The organism is Sulfitobacter sp. GN1-4, assembly GCF_055693825.1.
Genome location: NZ_JBVFUQ010000003.1, coordinates 273,981 through 290,162, shown reverse-complemented (window position 1 = coordinate 290,162; position 16,182 = coordinate 273,981). Strand labels below are relative to the sequence as shown.

The 16,182-nt window shown below is 59.5% G+C and carries 18 protein-coding genes; 7 read left to right on the top strand and 11 right to left on the bottom strand.

The window, feature by feature from the left end:
- Positions 1-43: 43 nt before the first annotated feature.
- Both pncB and pncA read right to left on the bottom strand, forming a co-directional pair.
- On the bottom strand, positions 44-1,336 hold the full coding sequence (gene pncB, locus ACZ1HM_RS02030) for a nicotinate phosphoribosyltransferase (protein ID WP_472740973.1): 1,293 nt from the start codon (positions 1,334-1,336) through the stop codon (positions 44-46).
- Positions 1,337-1,458: 122 nt separating this feature from the next.
- Entirely contained in the window at positions 1,459-2,052 is a 594-nt protein-coding gene (gene pncA, locus ACZ1HM_RS02025) for a bifunctional nicotinamidase/pyrazinamidase (RefSeq protein ID WP_472740972.1), read from the bottom strand.
- Between the two features lie 86 nt (positions 2,053-2,138).
- Here pncA and trhO point away from each other — a divergent pair, with 86 nt between their 5' ends.
- Positions 2,139-3,032 carry an oxygen-dependent tRNA uridine(34) hydroxylase TrhO gene (trhO, locus tag ACZ1HM_RS02020; RefSeq protein WP_472744545.1) on the top strand — a complete coding sequence of 298 codons (894 nt, stop codon included), beginning with the start codon at positions 2,139-2,141 and terminating at the stop codon, positions 3,030-3,032.
- Here the strand turns inward: trhO and ACZ1HM_RS02015 are convergent.
- Entirely contained in the window at positions 2,998-4,248 is a 1,251-nt protein-coding gene (locus ACZ1HM_RS02015) for an MFS transporter (RefSeq protein WP_472740971.1), read from the bottom strand. The two genes, trhO and ACZ1HM_RS02015, sit on opposite strands and share 35 nt — an antisense overlap.
- A gap of 114 nt (positions 4,249-4,362) precedes the next feature.
- Between ACZ1HM_RS02015 and ACZ1HM_RS02010 the strand changes: the two genes are divergently transcribed.
- Both ACZ1HM_RS02010 and ACZ1HM_RS02005 read left to right on the top strand, forming a co-directional pair.
- On the top strand, positions 4,363-5,181 hold the full coding sequence (locus ACZ1HM_RS02010) for an OmpA/MotB family protein (protein WP_472740970.1): 819 nt from the start codon (positions 4,363-4,365) through the stop codon (positions 5,179-5,181).
- A 93-nt stretch (positions 5,182-5,274) separates the two neighbouring features.
- Positions 5,275-6,690, top strand: coding sequence for a flagellar hook protein FlgE (locus ACZ1HM_RS02005; RefSeq protein WP_472740969.1), 1,416 nt, complete (start codon positions 5,275-5,277; stop codon positions 6,688-6,690).
- A 200-nt stretch (positions 6,691-6,890) separates the two neighbouring features.
- On the opposite strand, the gene ACZ1HM_RS02000 is transcribed toward ACZ1HM_RS02005, so the two are convergent.
- Both ACZ1HM_RS02000 and ACZ1HM_RS01995 read right to left on the bottom strand, forming a co-directional pair.
- Entirely contained in the window at positions 6,891-7,253 is a 363-nt protein-coding gene (locus tag ACZ1HM_RS02000; protein WP_472740968.1) for a flagellar biosynthesis protein FlgN, read from the bottom strand.
- A complete protein-coding gene (locus tag ACZ1HM_RS01995) occupies positions 7,228-7,521 on the bottom strand; it encodes a rod-binding protein (protein WP_472740967.1) in 294 nt (97 codons plus the stop codon). Before ACZ1HM_RS01995 ends, ACZ1HM_RS02000 begins: the two co-directional genes overlap by 26 nt.
- 116 nt (positions 7,522-7,637) lie before the next feature.
- On the opposite strand from ACZ1HM_RS01995, the gene ACZ1HM_RS01990 reads away from it, so the two are divergent.
- From ACZ1HM_RS01990 to ACZ1HM_RS01980, 3 genes are all read left to right on the top strand, one after another.
- Positions 7,638-8,486, top strand: coding sequence for a hypothetical protein (locus tag ACZ1HM_RS01990; RefSeq protein WP_472740966.1), 849 nt, complete (start codon positions 7,638-7,640; stop codon positions 8,484-8,486).
- Positions 8,487-8,589: 103 nt separating this feature from the next.
- Positions 8,590-9,210 carry a flagellar hook-length control protein FliK gene (locus ACZ1HM_RS01985; RefSeq protein WP_472740965.1) on the top strand — a complete coding sequence of 207 codons (621 nt, stop codon included), beginning with the start codon at positions 8,590-8,592 and terminating at the stop codon, positions 9,208-9,210.
- A gap of 14 nt (positions 9,211-9,224) precedes the next feature.
- Positions 9,225-9,896: a flagellar hook capping FlgD N-terminal domain-containing protein gene (locus tag ACZ1HM_RS01980; protein WP_472740964.1), complete on the top strand. Its 672-nt coding sequence runs from the start codon at positions 9,225-9,227 to the stop codon at positions 9,894-9,896.
- A gap of 4 nt (positions 9,897-9,900) precedes the next feature.
- On the opposite strand, the gene ACZ1HM_RS01975 is transcribed toward ACZ1HM_RS01980, so the two are convergent.
- From ACZ1HM_RS01975 to ACZ1HM_RS01950, 6 genes are all read right to left on the bottom strand, one after another.
- Positions 9,901-10,878, bottom strand: coding sequence for an NAD(P)/FAD-dependent oxidoreductase (locus ACZ1HM_RS01975; protein WP_472740963.1), 978 nt, complete (start codon positions 10,876-10,878; stop codon positions 9,901-9,903).
- Positions 10,866-11,228: an NAD(P)/FAD-dependent oxidoreductase gene (locus ACZ1HM_RS01970; RefSeq protein WP_472740962.1), complete on the bottom strand. Its 363-nt coding sequence runs from the start codon at positions 11,226-11,228 to the stop codon at positions 10,866-10,868. Before ACZ1HM_RS01970 ends, ACZ1HM_RS01975 begins: the two co-directional genes overlap by 13 nt.
- Complete coding sequence (locus ACZ1HM_RS01965; RefSeq protein ID WP_472740961.1) at positions 11,228-12,046, bottom strand: ABC transporter permease; 819 nt, start codon at positions 12,044-12,046, stop codon at positions 11,228-11,230. The genes ACZ1HM_RS01970 and ACZ1HM_RS01965 overlap by 1 nt, the downstream gene beginning before the upstream one ends.
- Positions 12,043-12,918 (bottom strand): ABC transporter permease subunit, encoded by an 876-nt coding sequence (locus ACZ1HM_RS01960; protein WP_472740960.1) that lies wholly within the window; start codon positions 12,916-12,918, stop codon positions 12,043-12,045. Before ACZ1HM_RS01960 ends, ACZ1HM_RS01965 begins: the two co-directional genes overlap by 4 nt.
- Positions 12,919-13,013: 95 nt before the next feature.
- Positions 13,014-14,141 (bottom strand): ABC transporter ATP-binding protein, encoded by a 1,128-nt coding sequence (locus tag ACZ1HM_RS01955; protein WP_472740959.1) that lies wholly within the window; start codon positions 14,139-14,141, stop codon positions 13,014-13,016.
- Between the two features lie 65 nt (positions 14,142-14,206).
- The gene (locus ACZ1HM_RS01950; RefSeq protein ID WP_472740958.1) at positions 14,207-15,292 is read right to left on the bottom strand and encodes a polyamine ABC transporter substrate-binding protein; all 1,086 of its coding nucleotides are present in this window, start codon (positions 15,290-15,292) and stop codon (positions 14,207-14,209) included.
- Positions 15,293-15,439: 147 nt separating this feature from the next.
- Between ACZ1HM_RS01950 and ACZ1HM_RS01945 the strand changes: the two genes are divergently transcribed.
- Positions 15,440-16,150, top strand: coding sequence for a GntR family transcriptional regulator (locus tag ACZ1HM_RS01945; protein ID WP_472740957.1), 711 nt, complete (start codon positions 15,440-15,442; stop codon positions 16,148-16,150).
- Positions 16,151-16,182 lie beyond the last annotated feature (32 nt).

Below are 16,182 nucleotides of genomic sequence, written 5' to 3'. Positions count from 1 at the left end.
TTCAGGCCGGGCGTCGGGGTGTGAGGGTGGTGGTGCGGTTGGGCTAGACCACCACGGCTTCGGCGCGTTGGGCGCCCACGCCGAAGACGCGTTTGTAGCGGTCAATCTCTGAGGTCGGGCCCATGGCCTTGTTGGGGTTGTCTGACAGTTTGACTGTGGGGCGGCCATTGGCCTCAACCGCCTTGCAGACCAGAGAGAAGGGGGACAGCGCGTCATCCGGCACCAGATGGCGGAAGTCATTGGTAAGCAGCGTGCCCCAGCCGAAAGAGACGTTGACCTTATCCGCAAACTGGGCGTGCAGGGCGCGGATTTTATCGACGTCGAGGCCATCGCTGAAGATGACGCGCTTTTGGGTCGGATCCTCGCCCCGGTCGCGCCACCAGTTGAGCGCGATGTTGGCGGCGGTGGCGGGATCACCGCTGTCGATGCGGATGCCGGTCCAACCGGCGAGCCAGTCCGGTGCGTTATCCAGGAACCCTTGCGTGCCGTAGGTATCGGGCAGAATGATGCGCAGGTTGCCATCGTGTTCTTCGTGCCAGTCTGAGAGCACATCATAGGGGGCTTGCGCCAGAGCTGCGTCGTCTTGCGCCAGCGCGGCATAGACCATGGGCAACTCATGGGCGTTGGTGCCGATGGCCTCGACCTCACGGCTCATGGCGATTTTGCAGTTGGAGGTGCCGGTGAAATTGGCCCCCAGCCCTTCGGACATGGCCTGGACGCACCAATCCTGCCAGAGGTAGGAGTGCCGCCGCCGGGTGCCAAAATCCGCGATCGACAGATTGGGGATGTCGCGCAGCGCTTCGATCTTTTCCCACACACGGGTCATGGCGCGGGCATAAAGCACTTGCAGTTCAAACTTGCCCATACGGTTCAGGACAGACCGGCCGCGCAGTTCCATCAGCACAGCGAGGGCGGGGATTTCCCACAGCATGACCTCGTGCCATTTGCCCTCAAAGGTAAGCTCGTACTGATCGCCTTTGCGCTCCAGGTGGTAGGGCGGAAGTTTGAGGCCCTCAAACCATTCCATGAAATCGGAGCGGAACATCTGGCGTTTGCCGTAGAAGGTGTTGCCGCGCAGCCAGGTGGATTCGCCCCTGCTGAGCGAGAGTGAGCGGATGTGATCGAGTTGTTCGCGCAGCTCACCTTCATCGATAAGATCAGCCAGCGGCACATGTTTGGAGCGGTTGATCAGCGAGAAGGTGACTGTAGTGTCCGGTTTGTTGCGAAAGATCGACTGACACATCAGGAGTTTGTAGAAATCCGTGTCGATGAGCGACCGCACGATGGGGTCGATCTTCCATTTGTGGTTCCAGACGCGGGTGGCGATGTCGACCATGGTATGGTCCTCCTGTGGGCATGTCTTTTTGACCCAAGTTTGGGGCTGGAACAAGCACTTGCGGGCAGGGGGCGCATGCTTTGAAGCATGCGAGGCGGAAAATGCGTATTTTCCGACGTGCGTTAGGTGAAGGTGACGCCTGCCGCTGCCATGCCTTCTTTCGCCGCAGCCAATGACCCATCGAGGTCAATCGCGCGGCAAAGGTCCGTGCGGACGGTCACGTCAAAGCCCAGCTTAGCGGCATCCACTGCTGAGAAATTCACGCAGAAATCCAGCGCCAGGCCGACCATCGTCAGCTTTTGGATGCCGCGGGTGCGCAGGTAGCCCTCTAACCCCGTGGGGGTTTTGTGGTCGTTTTCGAAGAAAGCCGAGTAGCTATCGATGGCGGGGTTGTAGCCTTTGCGGAGGATCAAATCAGCACGGTCTTGGGCCAGACTGGCATGGAATTGCGCGCCGAGGCTGCCTTGGATGCAGTGATCGGGCCAGAGCACTTGGGGCCCGTAGGGCATTTGGATCACCTCATAAGCTGCCTTACCGTCATGGGAGGAGGCAAAGGAGGAATGGCCCGCCGGGTGCCAGTCTTGGGTCAGGATCACCGCATCGGCATCGGCCATCAGCGCGTTGATGCCCGCCACAATCTCATCCCCGCCGGGCACGGCGAGCGCCCCGCCGGGGCAGAAGTCATTTTGGACGTCGATGACGATGAGGGCCTGCATGTTGCGTTCCTTTCAAGGCGGCTATGCGCTGGTTTTACCCCCTCCCCTCTTGCGTAACAGACCCTATGAGGCGTATTTGCCCGGCCATGTATACCATTGCCGCCCTTTATCACTTTACCCGGTTTGAAGATCCTGCCGCCCTGAAGCCTGCGCTGTTGGCGCTGTGCCTGGCTTCTGAGGTCAAAGGCACGCTGCTGTTGGCACGCGAGGGGGTGAACGGCACGATTGCGGGGCCAAGGGCCGGGATTGAGGCGGTGCTGGCGCATCTGCGCACCCTGCCCGGCTGTGCCGATCTGGAGTGGAAAGAGGCCACGTCTGAGACCCCACCCTTTCCGCGCATGAAGGTGCGCCTGAAAAAAGAGATCGTGACCATGGGCCAGCCGGATGTCGATCCGGCGGCGAAGGTTGGCCATTACGTGGCCCCAGAAGACTGGAATGCGCTTATTCAAAGCCCGGATGTGGCGGTGATCGACACGCGCAACGATTATGAGGTGGCGATTGGCACCTTTGAGGGCGCGATTGACCCGCAGACCAAGAGCTTTGGTGAGTTTCCCGCCTGGTGGGAGGCCAACAAAGACCGCTTTCACAACAAGAAGATCGCGATGTTCTGCACCGGCGGTATCCGCTGTGAGAAATCCACCAACTACTTGCTGGGGCAAGGGGTTGAGGATGTCTATCACCTCAAAGGGGGTATTTTGAAATACCTCGAAGAGGTGCCGCAGGAAGAAAGCACCTGGGACGGGGAGTGTTTCGTTTTTGATGCGCGGGTCAGCGTGGGGCACGGGTTGGAGGAAGGGCCGCATGTGCTGTGTCATGGCTGCCGTCAGCCGATCCTGCCCGAAGACATGGAGCGCGCGGAATATGAGCATGGGGTGAGCTGTCACCACTGCTTTGATCAGACCTCAGACTGGGACAAGAGCCGCTTTCGCGAGCGTCAAAAGCAGATCAAGCTGGCCGAGGGGCGGGCGAAGCTGCCTTAGCCGGGCCACCTGGTGTGCGGCGCGGTTTGCTGCGCGCCAGAAGCCAGACCATGATCGCAATGTTCAGCCCGTTCCACAGGATGCCGTTGATAAAGGCCCATTGGTAGCTGCCGGTGATGTCGTAGATCTGACCAGAGAGCCAGCCGCCCAGCGCCATGCCCATGATGGTGGCCATCAGGACAAATCCGACACGGGCGCCGGCCTCTTTTGCTGGCATATATTCGCGGACGATCAGGGCGTAGCTGGGCACGATGCCGCCTTGGCTCAGGCCAAAGACAAGGCTGACGATGTAGAGTGAGACCAGCCCGCCTGCTGGCAGATAGAGAAAGAGCGCCAGGCATTGCAGGACAGAGCCAATCAGCAATGTGCGCACCCCGCCCAACTTGTCGGCCACAAGGCCCGAGACAATCCGCGAGCCGACGCCGCCCAAAAGCATCAGCGCCAGCATTTCTGCCCCGACCGCGGGGCCAAAGCCCATGTCCACGCAGAGCGCCACGATATGGACCTGGGGCATGGACATCGCCACGCAGCAACCGATGCCCGCCAGACCCAGCAGATACGCCAGGGCGCGCGGGCTGAGGCCCGAGGATTTGGCGTTGATATGTGAGACCTGTTGGGCCGATGCCTTAGTCTCTTCGCTGACTTGGCGGCGCAGGAACAGAGCCAACGGCACCACGCCTACCGCCGTGACAACCGCCATGACCGTATAGGCGGCGCGCCAGCCATTGGTTTCCAGAATATCGGCCAGCAGGATGGGCCAGATCGCGCCGGACAGGTAGTTGCCGCTGGCCACCAGCGCCACAGCAATGCCCCGGCGGCGGACAAACCAGTGTGAGATATCCGCAATCAAAGGGCCAAATCCCACCGCCGCACCAAAGCCAATGATCAGTTGGGCCAAAGACAGCACCGCGATGGAGTGCGAAAGGATCGCCAGGATCAGCCCCGCGACGATGGTGAGCGTGGCAACGATCAGGGATAGGGTCACGCCAAACCGGTCAACGGCCCGGCCAATGACAAAGTTGCCGACCGCAAAACCGATCATATTCAGCGTGTAGGGCAGCGATGCCTCAGCACGGCCGGTGCCAAACTCAGCCTGTACGGCGGGCAGGATCACCACAATCGCCCACATGCCTGCGTTGGCAATCAAGGCCACCAGCATCGTCACCACAAGACGGATCCAAGCGTAGCGGCTGTCAGTTTCTAGGGCATGAGACAAAAGGCGTCCTTTCCGCGCCATCAAGCGGCAAAGCGCGCGGCAGCGCAAGCGGATTAAGCTGCCGTTAGGAGCCCCTCTGCTAGGCAGGCCTTTGGGTGAAACGAGGTGGACGCGATGGGCGCAGAGACTGCTCTGGCACCAGTCATCATCAAAAAGAAAAAGATCATTGCGGGTGGTGGGCACCACGGCGGCGCTTGGAAAGTCGCCTATGCCGATTTCGTAACTGCGATGATGGCCTTTTTCATGTTGATGTGGCTGCTGAATGCAACAACCGAACAGCAACGCAAAGGGATTGCCGATTACTTTACCCCGACCATCCCCATCAACCGGGTGTCGGGCGGCGGGGACGGTGCCTTTGGCGGGGAGAGCATCTTTTCCGAAGAGGGGCTGCCCCAGATGGGCACCGGCGGGACCTCTGAACGCGAGAGCGCAGATCGCGCCGCACGGGGGGAAAGCGGCACATCGCAGGCCTCTGAACAGGCGTTGTCGGCCCTTGAAAAACAGCTGATCGGGCAAGGCGGCGAAAGCATGGTGATGGAAAACGCGATGCAGCACGTCATCACGCGGCTGACGGACGAAGGCCTGGTGATTGAACTTTTTGAGCTGCAGGACAGGCCGCTTTTTCAACCCGATGGGCTGACACCCAGTCAGCTGTTGCTGGATCTGACGACCGTCATCGCCTCAGCCGCGCGGACGGTCACCAATGACATTGCTATTGGCGGACACGTCAGCGCCGCCCCCATCGTGTTGGCCCATAGCCCGGTTTGGGACACATCGCTGGCCCGTGCCACGGTGATGCGCGAATTGCTGGAGGATGCCGGGATCAGCGCGCCCCGGGTGCAGCGGGTCACAGGCCATGCCGACCGCGAACCGGTGCTGCAGGACACTATGGCGCAACGCAACAACCGGCTGGAAATCGTTCTGTTGCGGTAAGTACCGCGCATTTTATCTGTTAGCCCGACCTTAAGTGGCGACTGGCTATGTCACAGCCTCAGGTGACTGGACCATCAAAGGGGATGCTGAGGCATGACAATTTCTTCTTCGCTGAATGCAGGTGTGTCGGGGCTGCAATCAAACGCTACACGGTTGGCAGCAATTTCCGACAACATCTCAAATTCATCGACATATGGCTACAAACGGGTTGAAACGGATTTTCATTCCATCGTCATCGCGTCACGCGGGGGGACATATTCCGCGGGCGGGGTGCGTGCGGTCACGGAGCGGTTGATTGATCAACGTGGGTCGCTGGTGTCCACCAACAACGCCACGGATCTTGCGGTGCGCGGGCGTGGGTTTCTGCCGGTGGCGCGGGCGACAGAGGTTGAAGTGGCCAATGGCGATACCAGCATGTTCTTGACCACAACCGGATCGTTCCGCACCGATTCCGAAGGGTTCTTGCGCTCTAACTCCGGTCTTGTCCTGCTGGGCTGGCCGGCTCTGCCTGATGGCTCCATCCCCAGCTTTCCACGTGATACCGCAGACGGGTTGGAGCCCGTGCAGATCAATGTGAACCAATTCTCCGGCGAGCCGACAACGCGGATGACCCTGGGCGTTAACCTGCCCGCAACGGAGACTGAGGCCACATCAACAGGCGAAATCTCTGAGCTTTCGGTTGAGTATTACGACAACCTCGGCACCTCTCAGAACATCAACATTACCTTTTCTCCAACGGTCCCTGCCACAGGATCATCCAACACCTGGACCATGACGATGCGCGATTCTGTCGATCCGACGGCGATCATCGGGGAATACACGATGACCTTTGCGGATGACCGAACCTCTGGCGGGACATTGGCATCGGTCACGCCCACCGGGACTGCCGGCAGTGCCTATGACGGGACGGCAGGCACCGTGATTGTGAATGTGGCAGGCGGCCCGATTGAGATTGACATTGGCAGGGTTGGCGAAAGCGATGGCATCACGCAGCTGTCCGACAACTTTGCCCCGATCTCCATCTCCAAAGACGGCTCACCAGTGGGGAATATGACCAGCGTTGAGGTGGACGCCAACGGCTATGTCTATGCCTATTTTGACACCGGGATCACGCGGGTGATCTATCAGGTGCCGCTTGTGGATTTGCCAAACCCCAATGGCATGGTCGCGCTGGATCAACAGACCTATCAGCCCTCAGTGGAAAGCGGTTCATTCTTTTTGTGGGACGCCAGCGATGGCCCGACCGGTGATGTTCTGTCTTTCGCGCTGGAGGAATCCAACACGGATGTGGCGGGTGAGCTGACCGCCATGATCCAGACCCATCGGGCCTATAGCTCCAACGCCAAGGTGATCCAGACCGTGGCGTTATCCTTAGCAGAGCCAACCTTTTTGCCCGTACCGATTTCGCTTTGCGTCGTTGACAGATTTGAGCTGACAGATTTGAGAGTTTGCAGCGCCACCATGGCACCGTTGTTGGTGAGGATACTTGACATGAAGCATTTCCTTTAAGCGTTTGACGCTTTGCGTCCGTGATGTTCCACCCCATGGGGCGAAACGGCCTGTCATTCTGACCTTTGCAGACCTGCGGATTTGCAGCTGCGCCACCCGACCTCGGATGCAGGGCCACAGATGACGGTCACGGGTTAACAGGGCCTAAAGGGGAGCACTTCAAGTCATTGGGTTTTGAATCAAACGGTGGCAGGCCCGGATCAGATCCGCTGCTCAACCGAGGCCGCGCCGCCCAGCGCCACATTGCGTTTCTGCCCCATGGCATCATAGGTTTCAAAGCCGCCCTTGACCTGCCGCACCTGAGCTAGGCGCGCGGTCACAGCGCGGATGCCTTCCATCGCGCCATCAAGCAATTGCTGATTGCGCTGCAACTTACCGCTGAGCGCCTTCAAGCTTAGCGCATCTGTTTGCGATGTGTCGTTCAACACGCGCACTAGCGTTTCTTTTTCATCCAGCAGCATGTGCAACGTCTCCAGTTTGCCGCTCAACAACGCCTGCCTTTCTGCTTCAAGCACTCCGTCCAAGGCTGTGATGGGATCATGTGTCATCTTGTTGTGCTGCATCTTCTCGCTCCTTTAACGCGTCAAAAATCGCCTCGCTTAACCCAATCCCGCCTGCCCGCACCAAGGCTGTTGCGTGTTCCTTCACCAACAGCGATGCGAACTGATCTTCCCCAGCCCCGCCGCCAAAGGCGCCCCGCGACTGACCGAACCCGGCAGACTTAAGCATCTCTGCAAGAAAGCTGGCCTCCAACGCATCAGCCGCCGCGCGTAGCGCTTCGGCAGGGGGAGTGGGGGTTTGCAACGGGTGCGCAACGGGCGGTGTGTCCACGATCAGTCCTTAAATTGCTGCGTATTTTTCGAACCATGCCCCGGTTTGGGTAAACAACGGGTAACGATGATCTGGCATAGCGGCGGACATTCCAGATTTTTGAAGAAAGGCCGCGCGTGCTGCTTCCCTTGCCCCATACCCTCCCGGCCACGCCGCCCCCTTTGGATGCCAAAGGACTGCGCGGCGCGGCTGATTTGATCGAAACAGATGATGCGGCAGCGATTGTTGAAGGGGAGCTGCCTTTGGAAGGCGGCTTTGGCGCGCTCTTTGCCTCTCTTCCAGACCCGAAAGCGGACACAGCGCTGCGGCAAGCGCTGCCAGAAGGGCCTCAGGTTGACGCCCCCGATGGGGCAGAAACGGACGCCCCCAATGACCCCGTGATTGACCTGCCTGAGCAACCATCTTTGACGACGTCGGAGCCAGAACCCGATCTTCCGGCCGCGACACTCTCAAGGCCAGATACAAAGTCGCCACTTCCAGACCCGCGCACGCCGGGTGTTGAGGATGTGCGTCACGCGTCCCCGTCCGCTGCGCCCCTCCCGTCGGGGCCTGATGTGCCGATCAGTGATCGTCGGGCAACGCCAGTCGCAACGTCTCAACTGGCTATGGATCGGGCTTATGCAGAACTTGCGCTTCGCGTACCAACGCAACCCCAAACCGCGCCAGATACGGGCCCGGCAACGCCTATTCAGACACCCATAGAGGGGGCGCTCGCGTCTACCCAACCACACAACTCTGGCGTTGAACAACGGACAAAGCTGCGGTCCCAAGCGCCCTTTGCATCGGATCAGCCCACGCCCCTGGCACCCGGCCATCCAGACCGTGGGCAAACGCAGCTGCCGCAGCAGGGGCAGATACCGCTACCGTCCCAGCCACCACCCGCGCCGCTTGGCCAATCCCTGCCCGTTCAGACAACGATCACCGCGCCCCCTTTCGGAGGCACCACCGCAGATCAAGACCGCTGAAACCCCCGCACCGCAGGTTCTTGCCAGCCTGCCAGTTCAGGCCATGCCGCAAGCACCGCCCCCTCCGCCACAGCGGCGCGGACGCTATGATGTGCTTGCCCCCATGGCTGAGCCGCAAACCGCTCCGCCAAAGAGCAACAATGGCCCCGCAGGGCCTATGACGCCACTGGCCTCGCCCCTGATGTCCAACCCGGCGCTGCAAACGAAAGAACCGCAAAGTGCCTCCACAGTCTCTGAACCTGAGCTGGTGCTTGCCCCGCGCGCTGAGGCGCAAGGCACCACAACAGCAACGCCCGGCACATCCGCGCCCGCCCTGCGAGCTGAGATTGCTCAACAGGTTTCAATGCAGATGGTCGAAGCGCTCAAAGGCCAAACCGCACGCCAGGTTGAAATCACGCTCAACCCAGAGGAACTGGGGCGTGTCCGGCTTGGCATGGCCGCACAGGAAACCGGGCTGTTGGTGCATGTGTTTGTCGAACGGCCTGAAACGATGGACCTCTTGCGCCGCCACATCTCAGCACTGGAAACAGCGTTTGCAGCGCTTGGATACGGCGATGTTGATTTCTCATTTGCCGGCGGTTCAGCAGAACACGCCAATAATCCGCAGGACGGCAGCGGTCAGGCCTCCGACATGGATACCCTTACCGCTGATGCGCCCCAACAGGTCATCGGCCAAATCAACCTCGACGCTGCTGCCGCCGGTGGCGTTGACCTGCGCCTCTAGCAAAGGATCCTTCTATGGAAACGACCCTGCCAACCGCAACCCCACCTGCAGCCCTAGCGGCAGAAGCACCGCAAAGCTCTGCGGTGATCTCGTCAGATTTTGAAACCTTCCTGAAAATGCTCACCGCCCAGGCCCGGTATCAAGACCCGCTTGAGCCGATTGATTCCGCGGAATATGCCGCACAGCTGGCGCAGTTTTCGATGGTTGAACAGCAAGTGTTGTCCAATGATTTGCTCACCTCGCTCGCTGCACAGCTGGGGGCGGGCAACTTAAGCCAGTTGGCTGGATGGGTCGGCATGGATGCCCTAAGCACCGCACCTGCGGCGTTTGACGGCCTGCCAATTGAAATCCTGCCCAAACCAGCGCCGCTAGCCGATGAGGTCATCCTCAGCGTTCGGGACGGCAACGGGACGGAGGTACAACAGCTCGCCCTGCCCAAATCAAATGAACCTGTGCTTTGGGCCGGCGTGCGCAGCGACGGCACGCCTTTTCCATCCGGCACCTACCAGTTTGAAGTGATCAGCCGTGCCAACGGAGAGGTGATCGCCTCAGAACCCGCCGCCACCTACGCCCGTATTTCTGAGGCGCGCATCCAGGGGGATGAAACGCTGCTGATCCTGCCAGGCGGGACATCCATTTCCGCCACTGACGTGACAGGTTTGCGGGCGGCCCAGGGGCTGTCCTAGATCTTCACCGGTCCTTCAACCCAAACCCCGCATAGACAAAGGGCATCACGGCCCGCCGATAACGGCCCAGTTCGAACCGTTTCAGCGGCTGTTTGATCGCATCAGGATAGGTCAGCCGTGGTGCGCGCCCCGCCACAACATCGGCCAGCACCGCACCGCAATAGGTGGCCATCGCCACGCCATTTCCGTGATAGCAAAGGCTGGCATAGAGCCCCGGCGCATCAGGCACCGGACCGACAAAGGGCATCTGATTGCGGGCAATGCACACCATGCCGGACCAGGCATGCGGCGTCTCCACATCTTTCCAGGCGGGAAACATCCGGTCAAAATCAGCGCGCGCCCTTGCGATGGCCTGCCGCTCCGCCCCGGCAGAAGCACGCAGCCCCCCTCTGACACCGAACAGCATCCGATTGTCTGGCATCAGACGAAGGTAATGCAGCAGATGCCGGGTGTCATATGACATCTGGTGACTGGTCCAACCTTGCTGTTCCAACTCCTGTGGGCTGAGTGGTCGGGTCACGATGATGCTGGATTGCGTGGGCATGTACCGACTGGCCAGCCAGGGCGGCAGATCCTCAGACGAATAGCCATTTGTTGCAATGACCACCTTGTCTGCCACCACACGCCCCGATGGGGTGTGAACCGTATGGGCGGCACCGCTACGTTCGATTATGGTGACGGGCGAATGGTGGTGGATGGTCGCGCCTGCGGTCTCTGCCGCGCGGGCAAGGCCGGTGACATATTTGAGCGGGTTCAGGGCAAAGCCTGCCGGGATGGTGATGGCCCCCGAAAAACCTGCATTCATGCCCTGATCTGCCAAATCCTTGGCCTCTGTCAGTTGGGGGGGCAGACCATAGCTTTCGGCATACTGCGCCACCTCTTGCTTCATCGCCTCAAAATCGCTTGCCCGGTGCGCCAGTTGGGTTTCGCCGTGCGAATGGCGGTCAACCTGGAGGGAAAAACGTTTGATCAGCTGGTCCACCAGCGCAATCGCATCCAGCTCTGCGCGGCGCCAATCCAGACGCCCTTGTCTGCCAAAACGTTGGTCAAGCTGGCGGTCCGCCAGCAGCCCGCCCCCAAACAGCAAAACCCACCATTGCGGCCAGAAGCGCCCCAGCCAACCTCTTGGGCATCCAGAACACAGACAGAAACACCCTGCTCTGCCAGATGCAGCGCGGCAGACAGGCCCGTGAAACCGGCCCCAACAATTGCCACGTCAACGGATTTGGCTCCGGTTAAAATGGTGCGGGTCTCAGCCGCGCAGGTCTGGGGCCACCAGCACCCTGCACGGGGTGCATTTGAATAGGCATAATCGCCAAAGATGCGCCGCATCAGACCGGGCGTTCCGCCGCTCGCGCATCCCGCTGCGCACGCACTGCATTCTGTTTGCTGATCAGAGATGCGGTGATCACACCGACGGTCACAATGAGGATCATGATGGTCGAAAGGGCGTTGATCTCGGGCGACACGCCCAGTCGCACGGCAGAGAAGATCTTGATCGGCAATGTCGTGGCGGAGGGTCCGGCTGTGAACGAGGCGATGACCAGATCATCAAGGCTGAGCGTGAAGGCCAAAAGCCAGCCTGAAATCACGGCAGGCGCAATGATCGGCAGGGTCACCAGCCGGAAGGATTCCCAAGGCGTGGCACCCAGGTCAAGTGCGGCTTCCTCAAGCGACCGGTCAAAGGACACAAGCCGCGAAGAGACCACAACAGACACATAGCACATCGAAAACGTTGTGTGCGCCAGCACGATGGTCAGCACGCCACGGTCCAGCCCAATCCCGATGAAGAGCAGCAAAAGCGACAGGCCCGTGATCACCTCTGGCATCACAAGCGGCGCATAGATCATCCCGGAAAACAGCGTCCGCCCCATGAACCGCCCGCCCCGCACCAGCACATAAGCGGCCATGGTGCCCAGCACCGTGGCAAAGGTGGACGACACCACCGCCACTTTGAGCGTGACCCAGGCGGCATCCAGAAAGGCTTCGTTCTGGAAAAGCTCACCGTACCATTTGGTCGAAAACCCCGCCCAGACAGTCACCAGTTTGGAGGCGTTAAAGCTGTAGATGATCAGCACGATCATCGGCAGGTAAAGAAAGGCAAACCCCAGCGTGAGCGAGGTGACGTTGAACCAGCTCATCCGCCTCATTGCTCCGCCTCCTGCTGTTTTTGCTGATTGCGCTGGAAGAGGACGATGGGGATCACAAGGATCAACAGCAAGATCACCGCCACGGCGGAGGCCACGGGCCAGTCGCGGTTGTTAAAGAACTCTTCCCAAAGCACCTTGCCAATCATCAGCGTGCCAGAACCGCCCAAAAGCGATGGGATCACGAATTCACCCAAGGCGGGGATGAAGACCAGAAAAGAGCCCGCGATGATCCCGTTTTTGGACAGCGGGATTGTCACCAGCCAGAACGCCTGCGCCTTGGAGCATCCCAGATCCTCTGCTGCCTCAATCAATGAGGCATCGAGCCTGTCCAGCGCGGCATAGATCGGCAAGATCATGAACGGCAGGTAGGTATAAACGATGCCGATATAGACAGCGATGTTGGTGTTCAGGATCGTCAAAGGTTCATTGATAAGCCCGATCCACGCCAGGAACTGATTGAGCAGCCCTTCGTTGCTGAGGATTCCCATCCAGGAATAAACCCGGATCAGAAAAGACGTCCAAAACGGCAGGATGATCAGCATCATCAGCGTGGCCCGCCATTCCTCGGGCGCTTTGGCCATGCCGTAGGCGATGGGGTATCCCACCAGCAGCGTGAGCGCGGTGGACAGCAGCGCAATCCGCAGGGAGCTGAGGTAGGCTTTCCAATAAAGGTCATCTTCCGTGAGCCAGACGAAGTTTTCAAAATCCAACTCAGCAATCAGCGCGGCGATGCCGTCTTTCATCGTCGGCGTGTAGGGCGGGATCGCCAAGGCCGTGTCTGACAGAGAGATCTTTAGAACGATCAGGAAAGGGGCCAGGAAGAGGACCAACAGCCAAATGTAGGGCACAGCGATGAGAGCGGCGCGGCGCATTTATGCGGCCCTCGTTTCAGGGTGACAGATGTGCGAGGGGCCAGCCCCTCGCGCTCCCCGGAGGTGTAGTGGAAAGATGAAGGACGCAGGCCCGCTCATTGCTCTAGCATCACGCCTGCTGTGGCGCTCCATGAGATCCACACCGGGTCTTCCCAGGTGATGTCACGCCGGGCGATGCGGCGGGTGTTGGCGGTTTGGGCTTTGATGACCTGACCGCCGGGCAGCTCCACATGGTAGGTCGAAAGATTGCCAAGATAGGCAATATCGAGCACTTTGCCCGCGATGGCGTTTGTCGCATCCTCAGGTTTTTCGGTTGAAATGCGGATTTTTTCGGGGCGGATGGCCAGATGGGCCTCTTGGCCTTGGCTAAAGGTTTTTTCCGAAGCGGCGGTGATCGTAATCTGGCCCTCGGCCCAGGTCAGATCATAGTTGTCTTGGCCCGCGGGGCTGGCCTGGCCGCTGATGATGTTCACATCCCCAATAAAGTCGGCCACATAGACCGAATTTGGGTATTCGTAGATATTGGCGGGTGTGGCCACCTGCATGATGCGCCCCTCATCCATGACGGCGACGCGGCTGGCGACGGTCATCGCCTCTTCCTGGTCGTGGGTGACAATGACAAAGGTGGTGCCGGTTTTTTCCTGGATGTCCATCAGTTCAAACTGCGTCTCTTGGCGCAGTTTCTTGTCCAAGGCCCCCAGCGGCTCATCAAGCAAGAGCAGTTTCGGTGCCTTGGCCAGGGACCGCGCCAGGGCCACCCGCTGACGTTGACCGCCCGAGATTTGATGTGGTTTCCGGCGGGCGAATTTTTCCAGCCGGGTGAGCTTGAGCATCTCGTCCACGCGGGCGTCAATTTCGGCCTTTGGCTTTTTGTCGCGTTTGAGGCCGAAGGCGATGTTTTCCCAGACCGACAGATGTGGGAACAGCGCGTAGGACTGGAACATCATGTTCACAGCCCGTTCGTTTGGTGGGACGGGGCCGATGTCTTGGCCTGCCAGATCAATGCGCCCTTCAGTGACGGATTCAAAGCCCGCCAGCATGCGCATCATCGTCGTCTTGCCACAGCCCGAAGGGCCCAGCAGCGCGAAGAATTCTTTTTCAAAGATATCGAGGGTCAGATCGTCAATGGCTGTGAATTCGCCAAACCGTTTGGTGACGTTCTGAAACCGGATCAGGGGCTTTTCGTCCGGGTCATCCCAGGGGGCAAAGACAGATTGGCTCACGAAAAGCTCCCAATAGCGTGGAAGGGAAAAGGGCGCGGTCCGTGTTGGCCGCGCCCTTTGATCTCTTAGGTCCCGGACTTGATCTTGGTCCAGAGGCGGGTCAGGTTCCGCTGATCTTTGGAGCCCCAGGGCGTAACCGTATAGAGGTTCTCAAGGGCGGCCGCGTCAGGGTAGATCGCGGTGTCACCAATCACGTCTTCTTCCAGGAACTCCTGGCTCGCCAGGTTGCCATTGGCGTAATAGACGTAGTTTGACGCTGCCGCCATGTTCTGAGCATCCATGATGAAGTTCAGGAACTTATGCGCCGCTTCGGGGTTGGGCGCATCCACCGGAACCGCCATTTGGTCAAACCACATCAGCGCGCCCTCTGATGGGGCGGTGTAGGCGATATCAACGCCATTGTCGGCCTCTGCCGCGCGGTCGCGCGCCTGCAGCACGTCGCCGGACCAGCCGAAGGCCACGCAGATGTCCCCATTGGCCAGGGCATTGATGTATTCAGAGCTGTGGAATTTCTGCACATGGGGGCGCACGGCCATCAGCACTTCTTCGGCCTTGGCCAAAGAGTCTTTGTCTTTGGCGTCAGATTCCAGGCCTGCGTAGGTCAGTGCGGCTGGGATCATCTCTGAGGGGGCGTCCAGAAAATGCACGCCGCAATCGGCCAGTTTTTCCATATTCGCAGGGTTAAAGATCAGCTCAAGTGAGCCGATGGGAGCATCCGCGCCCAAGATCTCTTGGACCTTGCCCACGTTCACACCCAGGCCGGTGGTGCCCCACATGTAGTTGATGGAATACTCATTGCCGGGGTCATAGGTGTCTGTCCGCGCGGCGATCACGTCCCACATGTTTTCCATGTTAGACAGCTGCGCCTTGTCCAGCTTTTGGAAGGCACCGGCTGCGATCTGACGGTTCAGGAAGGTGCCGGTAGGCACAACAACGTCATAGCCAGAGCCACCGGCAAGCAGCTTGGTTTCCAGCACTTCGTTGCTGTCAAAGACGTCATAGATCAGCTCAATGCCGGTTTCTTGTTCGAACTTCTCCAGCAGACCTTCGTCGATATAGTCGGACCAGTTATAGACCCGAACCTCATCTGCGGTGGCGGCACCGGCCAGCAAGGCCGCAGCAGCAACGCTGCTAAGAATGCGCATAGTCATGATAGTACTCCCTTCAGGTGGCCAGGTTTGCCCCAGCATTCCTGTAATTTGATCAAGTTTTGCCTCATGCGGCAAGATGATTTATGCTTTCACGCAGAGCGAACCGGTGCAAGCACTGGCCCGCGGCGAAAAAACAGGCAGCATTTTATGAGCTTAGCGCTTCTGACCCCCAGCAGTCCCTTTGTCGGTGAAGCCACGGACAAAATACCCGTGCATCAACAGGTCTATGAACGGCTGCGCGGTATGTTGCTGTTCGGAGACCTCGCCCCCGGACAGGCGGTCACGATACAGGGTCTGACGCAAACGCTGGGCGTCGGTATGACCCCGGTGCGCGAAGCCTTACGGCGGCTGGTGGCCGAAGGCGCACTGACACTGCGGGGCAACCGGCGCGTTATGGTGCCTTTGCTCACAGAGGTTGGGTTAGAAAACCTTGATTTCATGCGCAAATCACTGGAACCTGAGCTGACACGCCGCGCCACCCTTCGGATGAACAGCGATGATCTGGAGCATTTGCATCGATGTGATGCCGACCTCAATCAAGCCATTCAGCAGGGGGATGTGGGCGGCTATCTGACCCATAACTACCGGTTCCATGCCTTCATTTATGCCCGCGCCGAAGCGCCGATTATGGCCACGACCGTTGATCAGCTGTGGTTGCGGTTCGGCCCGTCCTTGCGCGTGGTCTGTGGCCGCTTTGGCACCAGCAACTTACCTGACAAACACCAGGCCCTGCTTGCTGCCTTTGCCGCACGGGATGTTGAGGCCGCAGCGACAGCGATGCAAGAGGACGTCAGCCAGGGCATCCTACAGATCAGATCCGCCATGCAAGAAGACCAGGCGGCAGACCGATTCGATTGACTCTGCAAAATTTGATCATATTCTGGCCCAAA

What these genes read in the sequence shown, in the direction of transcription:
- ACZ1HM_RS01950 (WP_472740958.1), bottom strand. Translation starts at nt 15,292, where the DNA reads ATGACTATGCGCATTCTTAGCAGCGTTGCTGCTGCGGCCTTGCTGGCC.
- ACZ1HM_RS01960 (WP_472740960.1), bottom strand. Translation starts at nt 12,918, where the DNA reads ATGCGCCGCGCCGCTCTCATCGCTGTGCCCTACATTTGGCTGTTGGTC.
- ACZ1HM_RS02000 (WP_472740968.1), bottom strand. Translation starts at nt 7,253, where the DNA reads ATGCAGCACAACAAGATGACACATGATCCCATCACAGCCTTGGACGGA.
- pncB (WP_472740973.1), bottom strand. Translation starts at nt 1,336, where the DNA reads ATGGTCGACATCGCCACCCGCGTCTGGAACCACAAATGGAAGATCGAC.
- ACZ1HM_RS01985 (WP_472740965.1), top strand. Translation starts at nt 8,590, where the DNA reads ATGGCTGAGCCGCAAACCGCTCCGCCAAAGAGCAACAATGGCCCCGCA.
- trhO (WP_472744545.1), top strand. Translation starts at nt 2,139, where the DNA reads ATGTATACCATTGCCGCCCTTTATCACTTTACCCGGTTTGAAGATCCT.
- ACZ1HM_RS02005 (WP_472740969.1), top strand. Translation starts at nt 5,275, where the DNA reads ATGACAATTTCTTCTTCGCTGAATGCAGGTGTGTCGGGGCTGCAATCA.
- ACZ1HM_RS01970 (WP_472740962.1), bottom strand. Translation starts at nt 11,228, where the DNA reads ATGCGGCGCATCTTTGGCGATTATGCCTATTCAAATGCACCCCGTGCA.
- ACZ1HM_RS01965 (WP_472740961.1), bottom strand. Translation starts at nt 12,046, where the DNA reads ATGAGGCGGATGAGCTGGTTCAACGTCACCTCGCTCACGCTGGGGTTT.
- ACZ1HM_RS01945 (WP_472740957.1), top strand. Translation starts at nt 15,440, where the DNA reads ATGAGCTTAGCGCTTCTGACCCCCAGCAGTCCCTTTGTCGGTGAAGCC.
- pncA (WP_472740972.1), bottom strand. Translation starts at nt 2,052, where the DNA reads ATGCAGGCCCTCATCGTCATCGACGTCCAAAATGACTTCTGCCCCGGC.
- ACZ1HM_RS02010 (WP_472740970.1), top strand. Translation starts at nt 4,363, where the DNA reads ATGGGCGCAGAGACTGCTCTGGCACCAGTCATCATCAAAAAGAAAAAG.
- ACZ1HM_RS01980 (WP_472740964.1), top strand. Translation starts at nt 9,225, where the DNA reads ATGGAAACGACCCTGCCAACCGCAACCCCACCTGCAGCCCTAGCGGCA.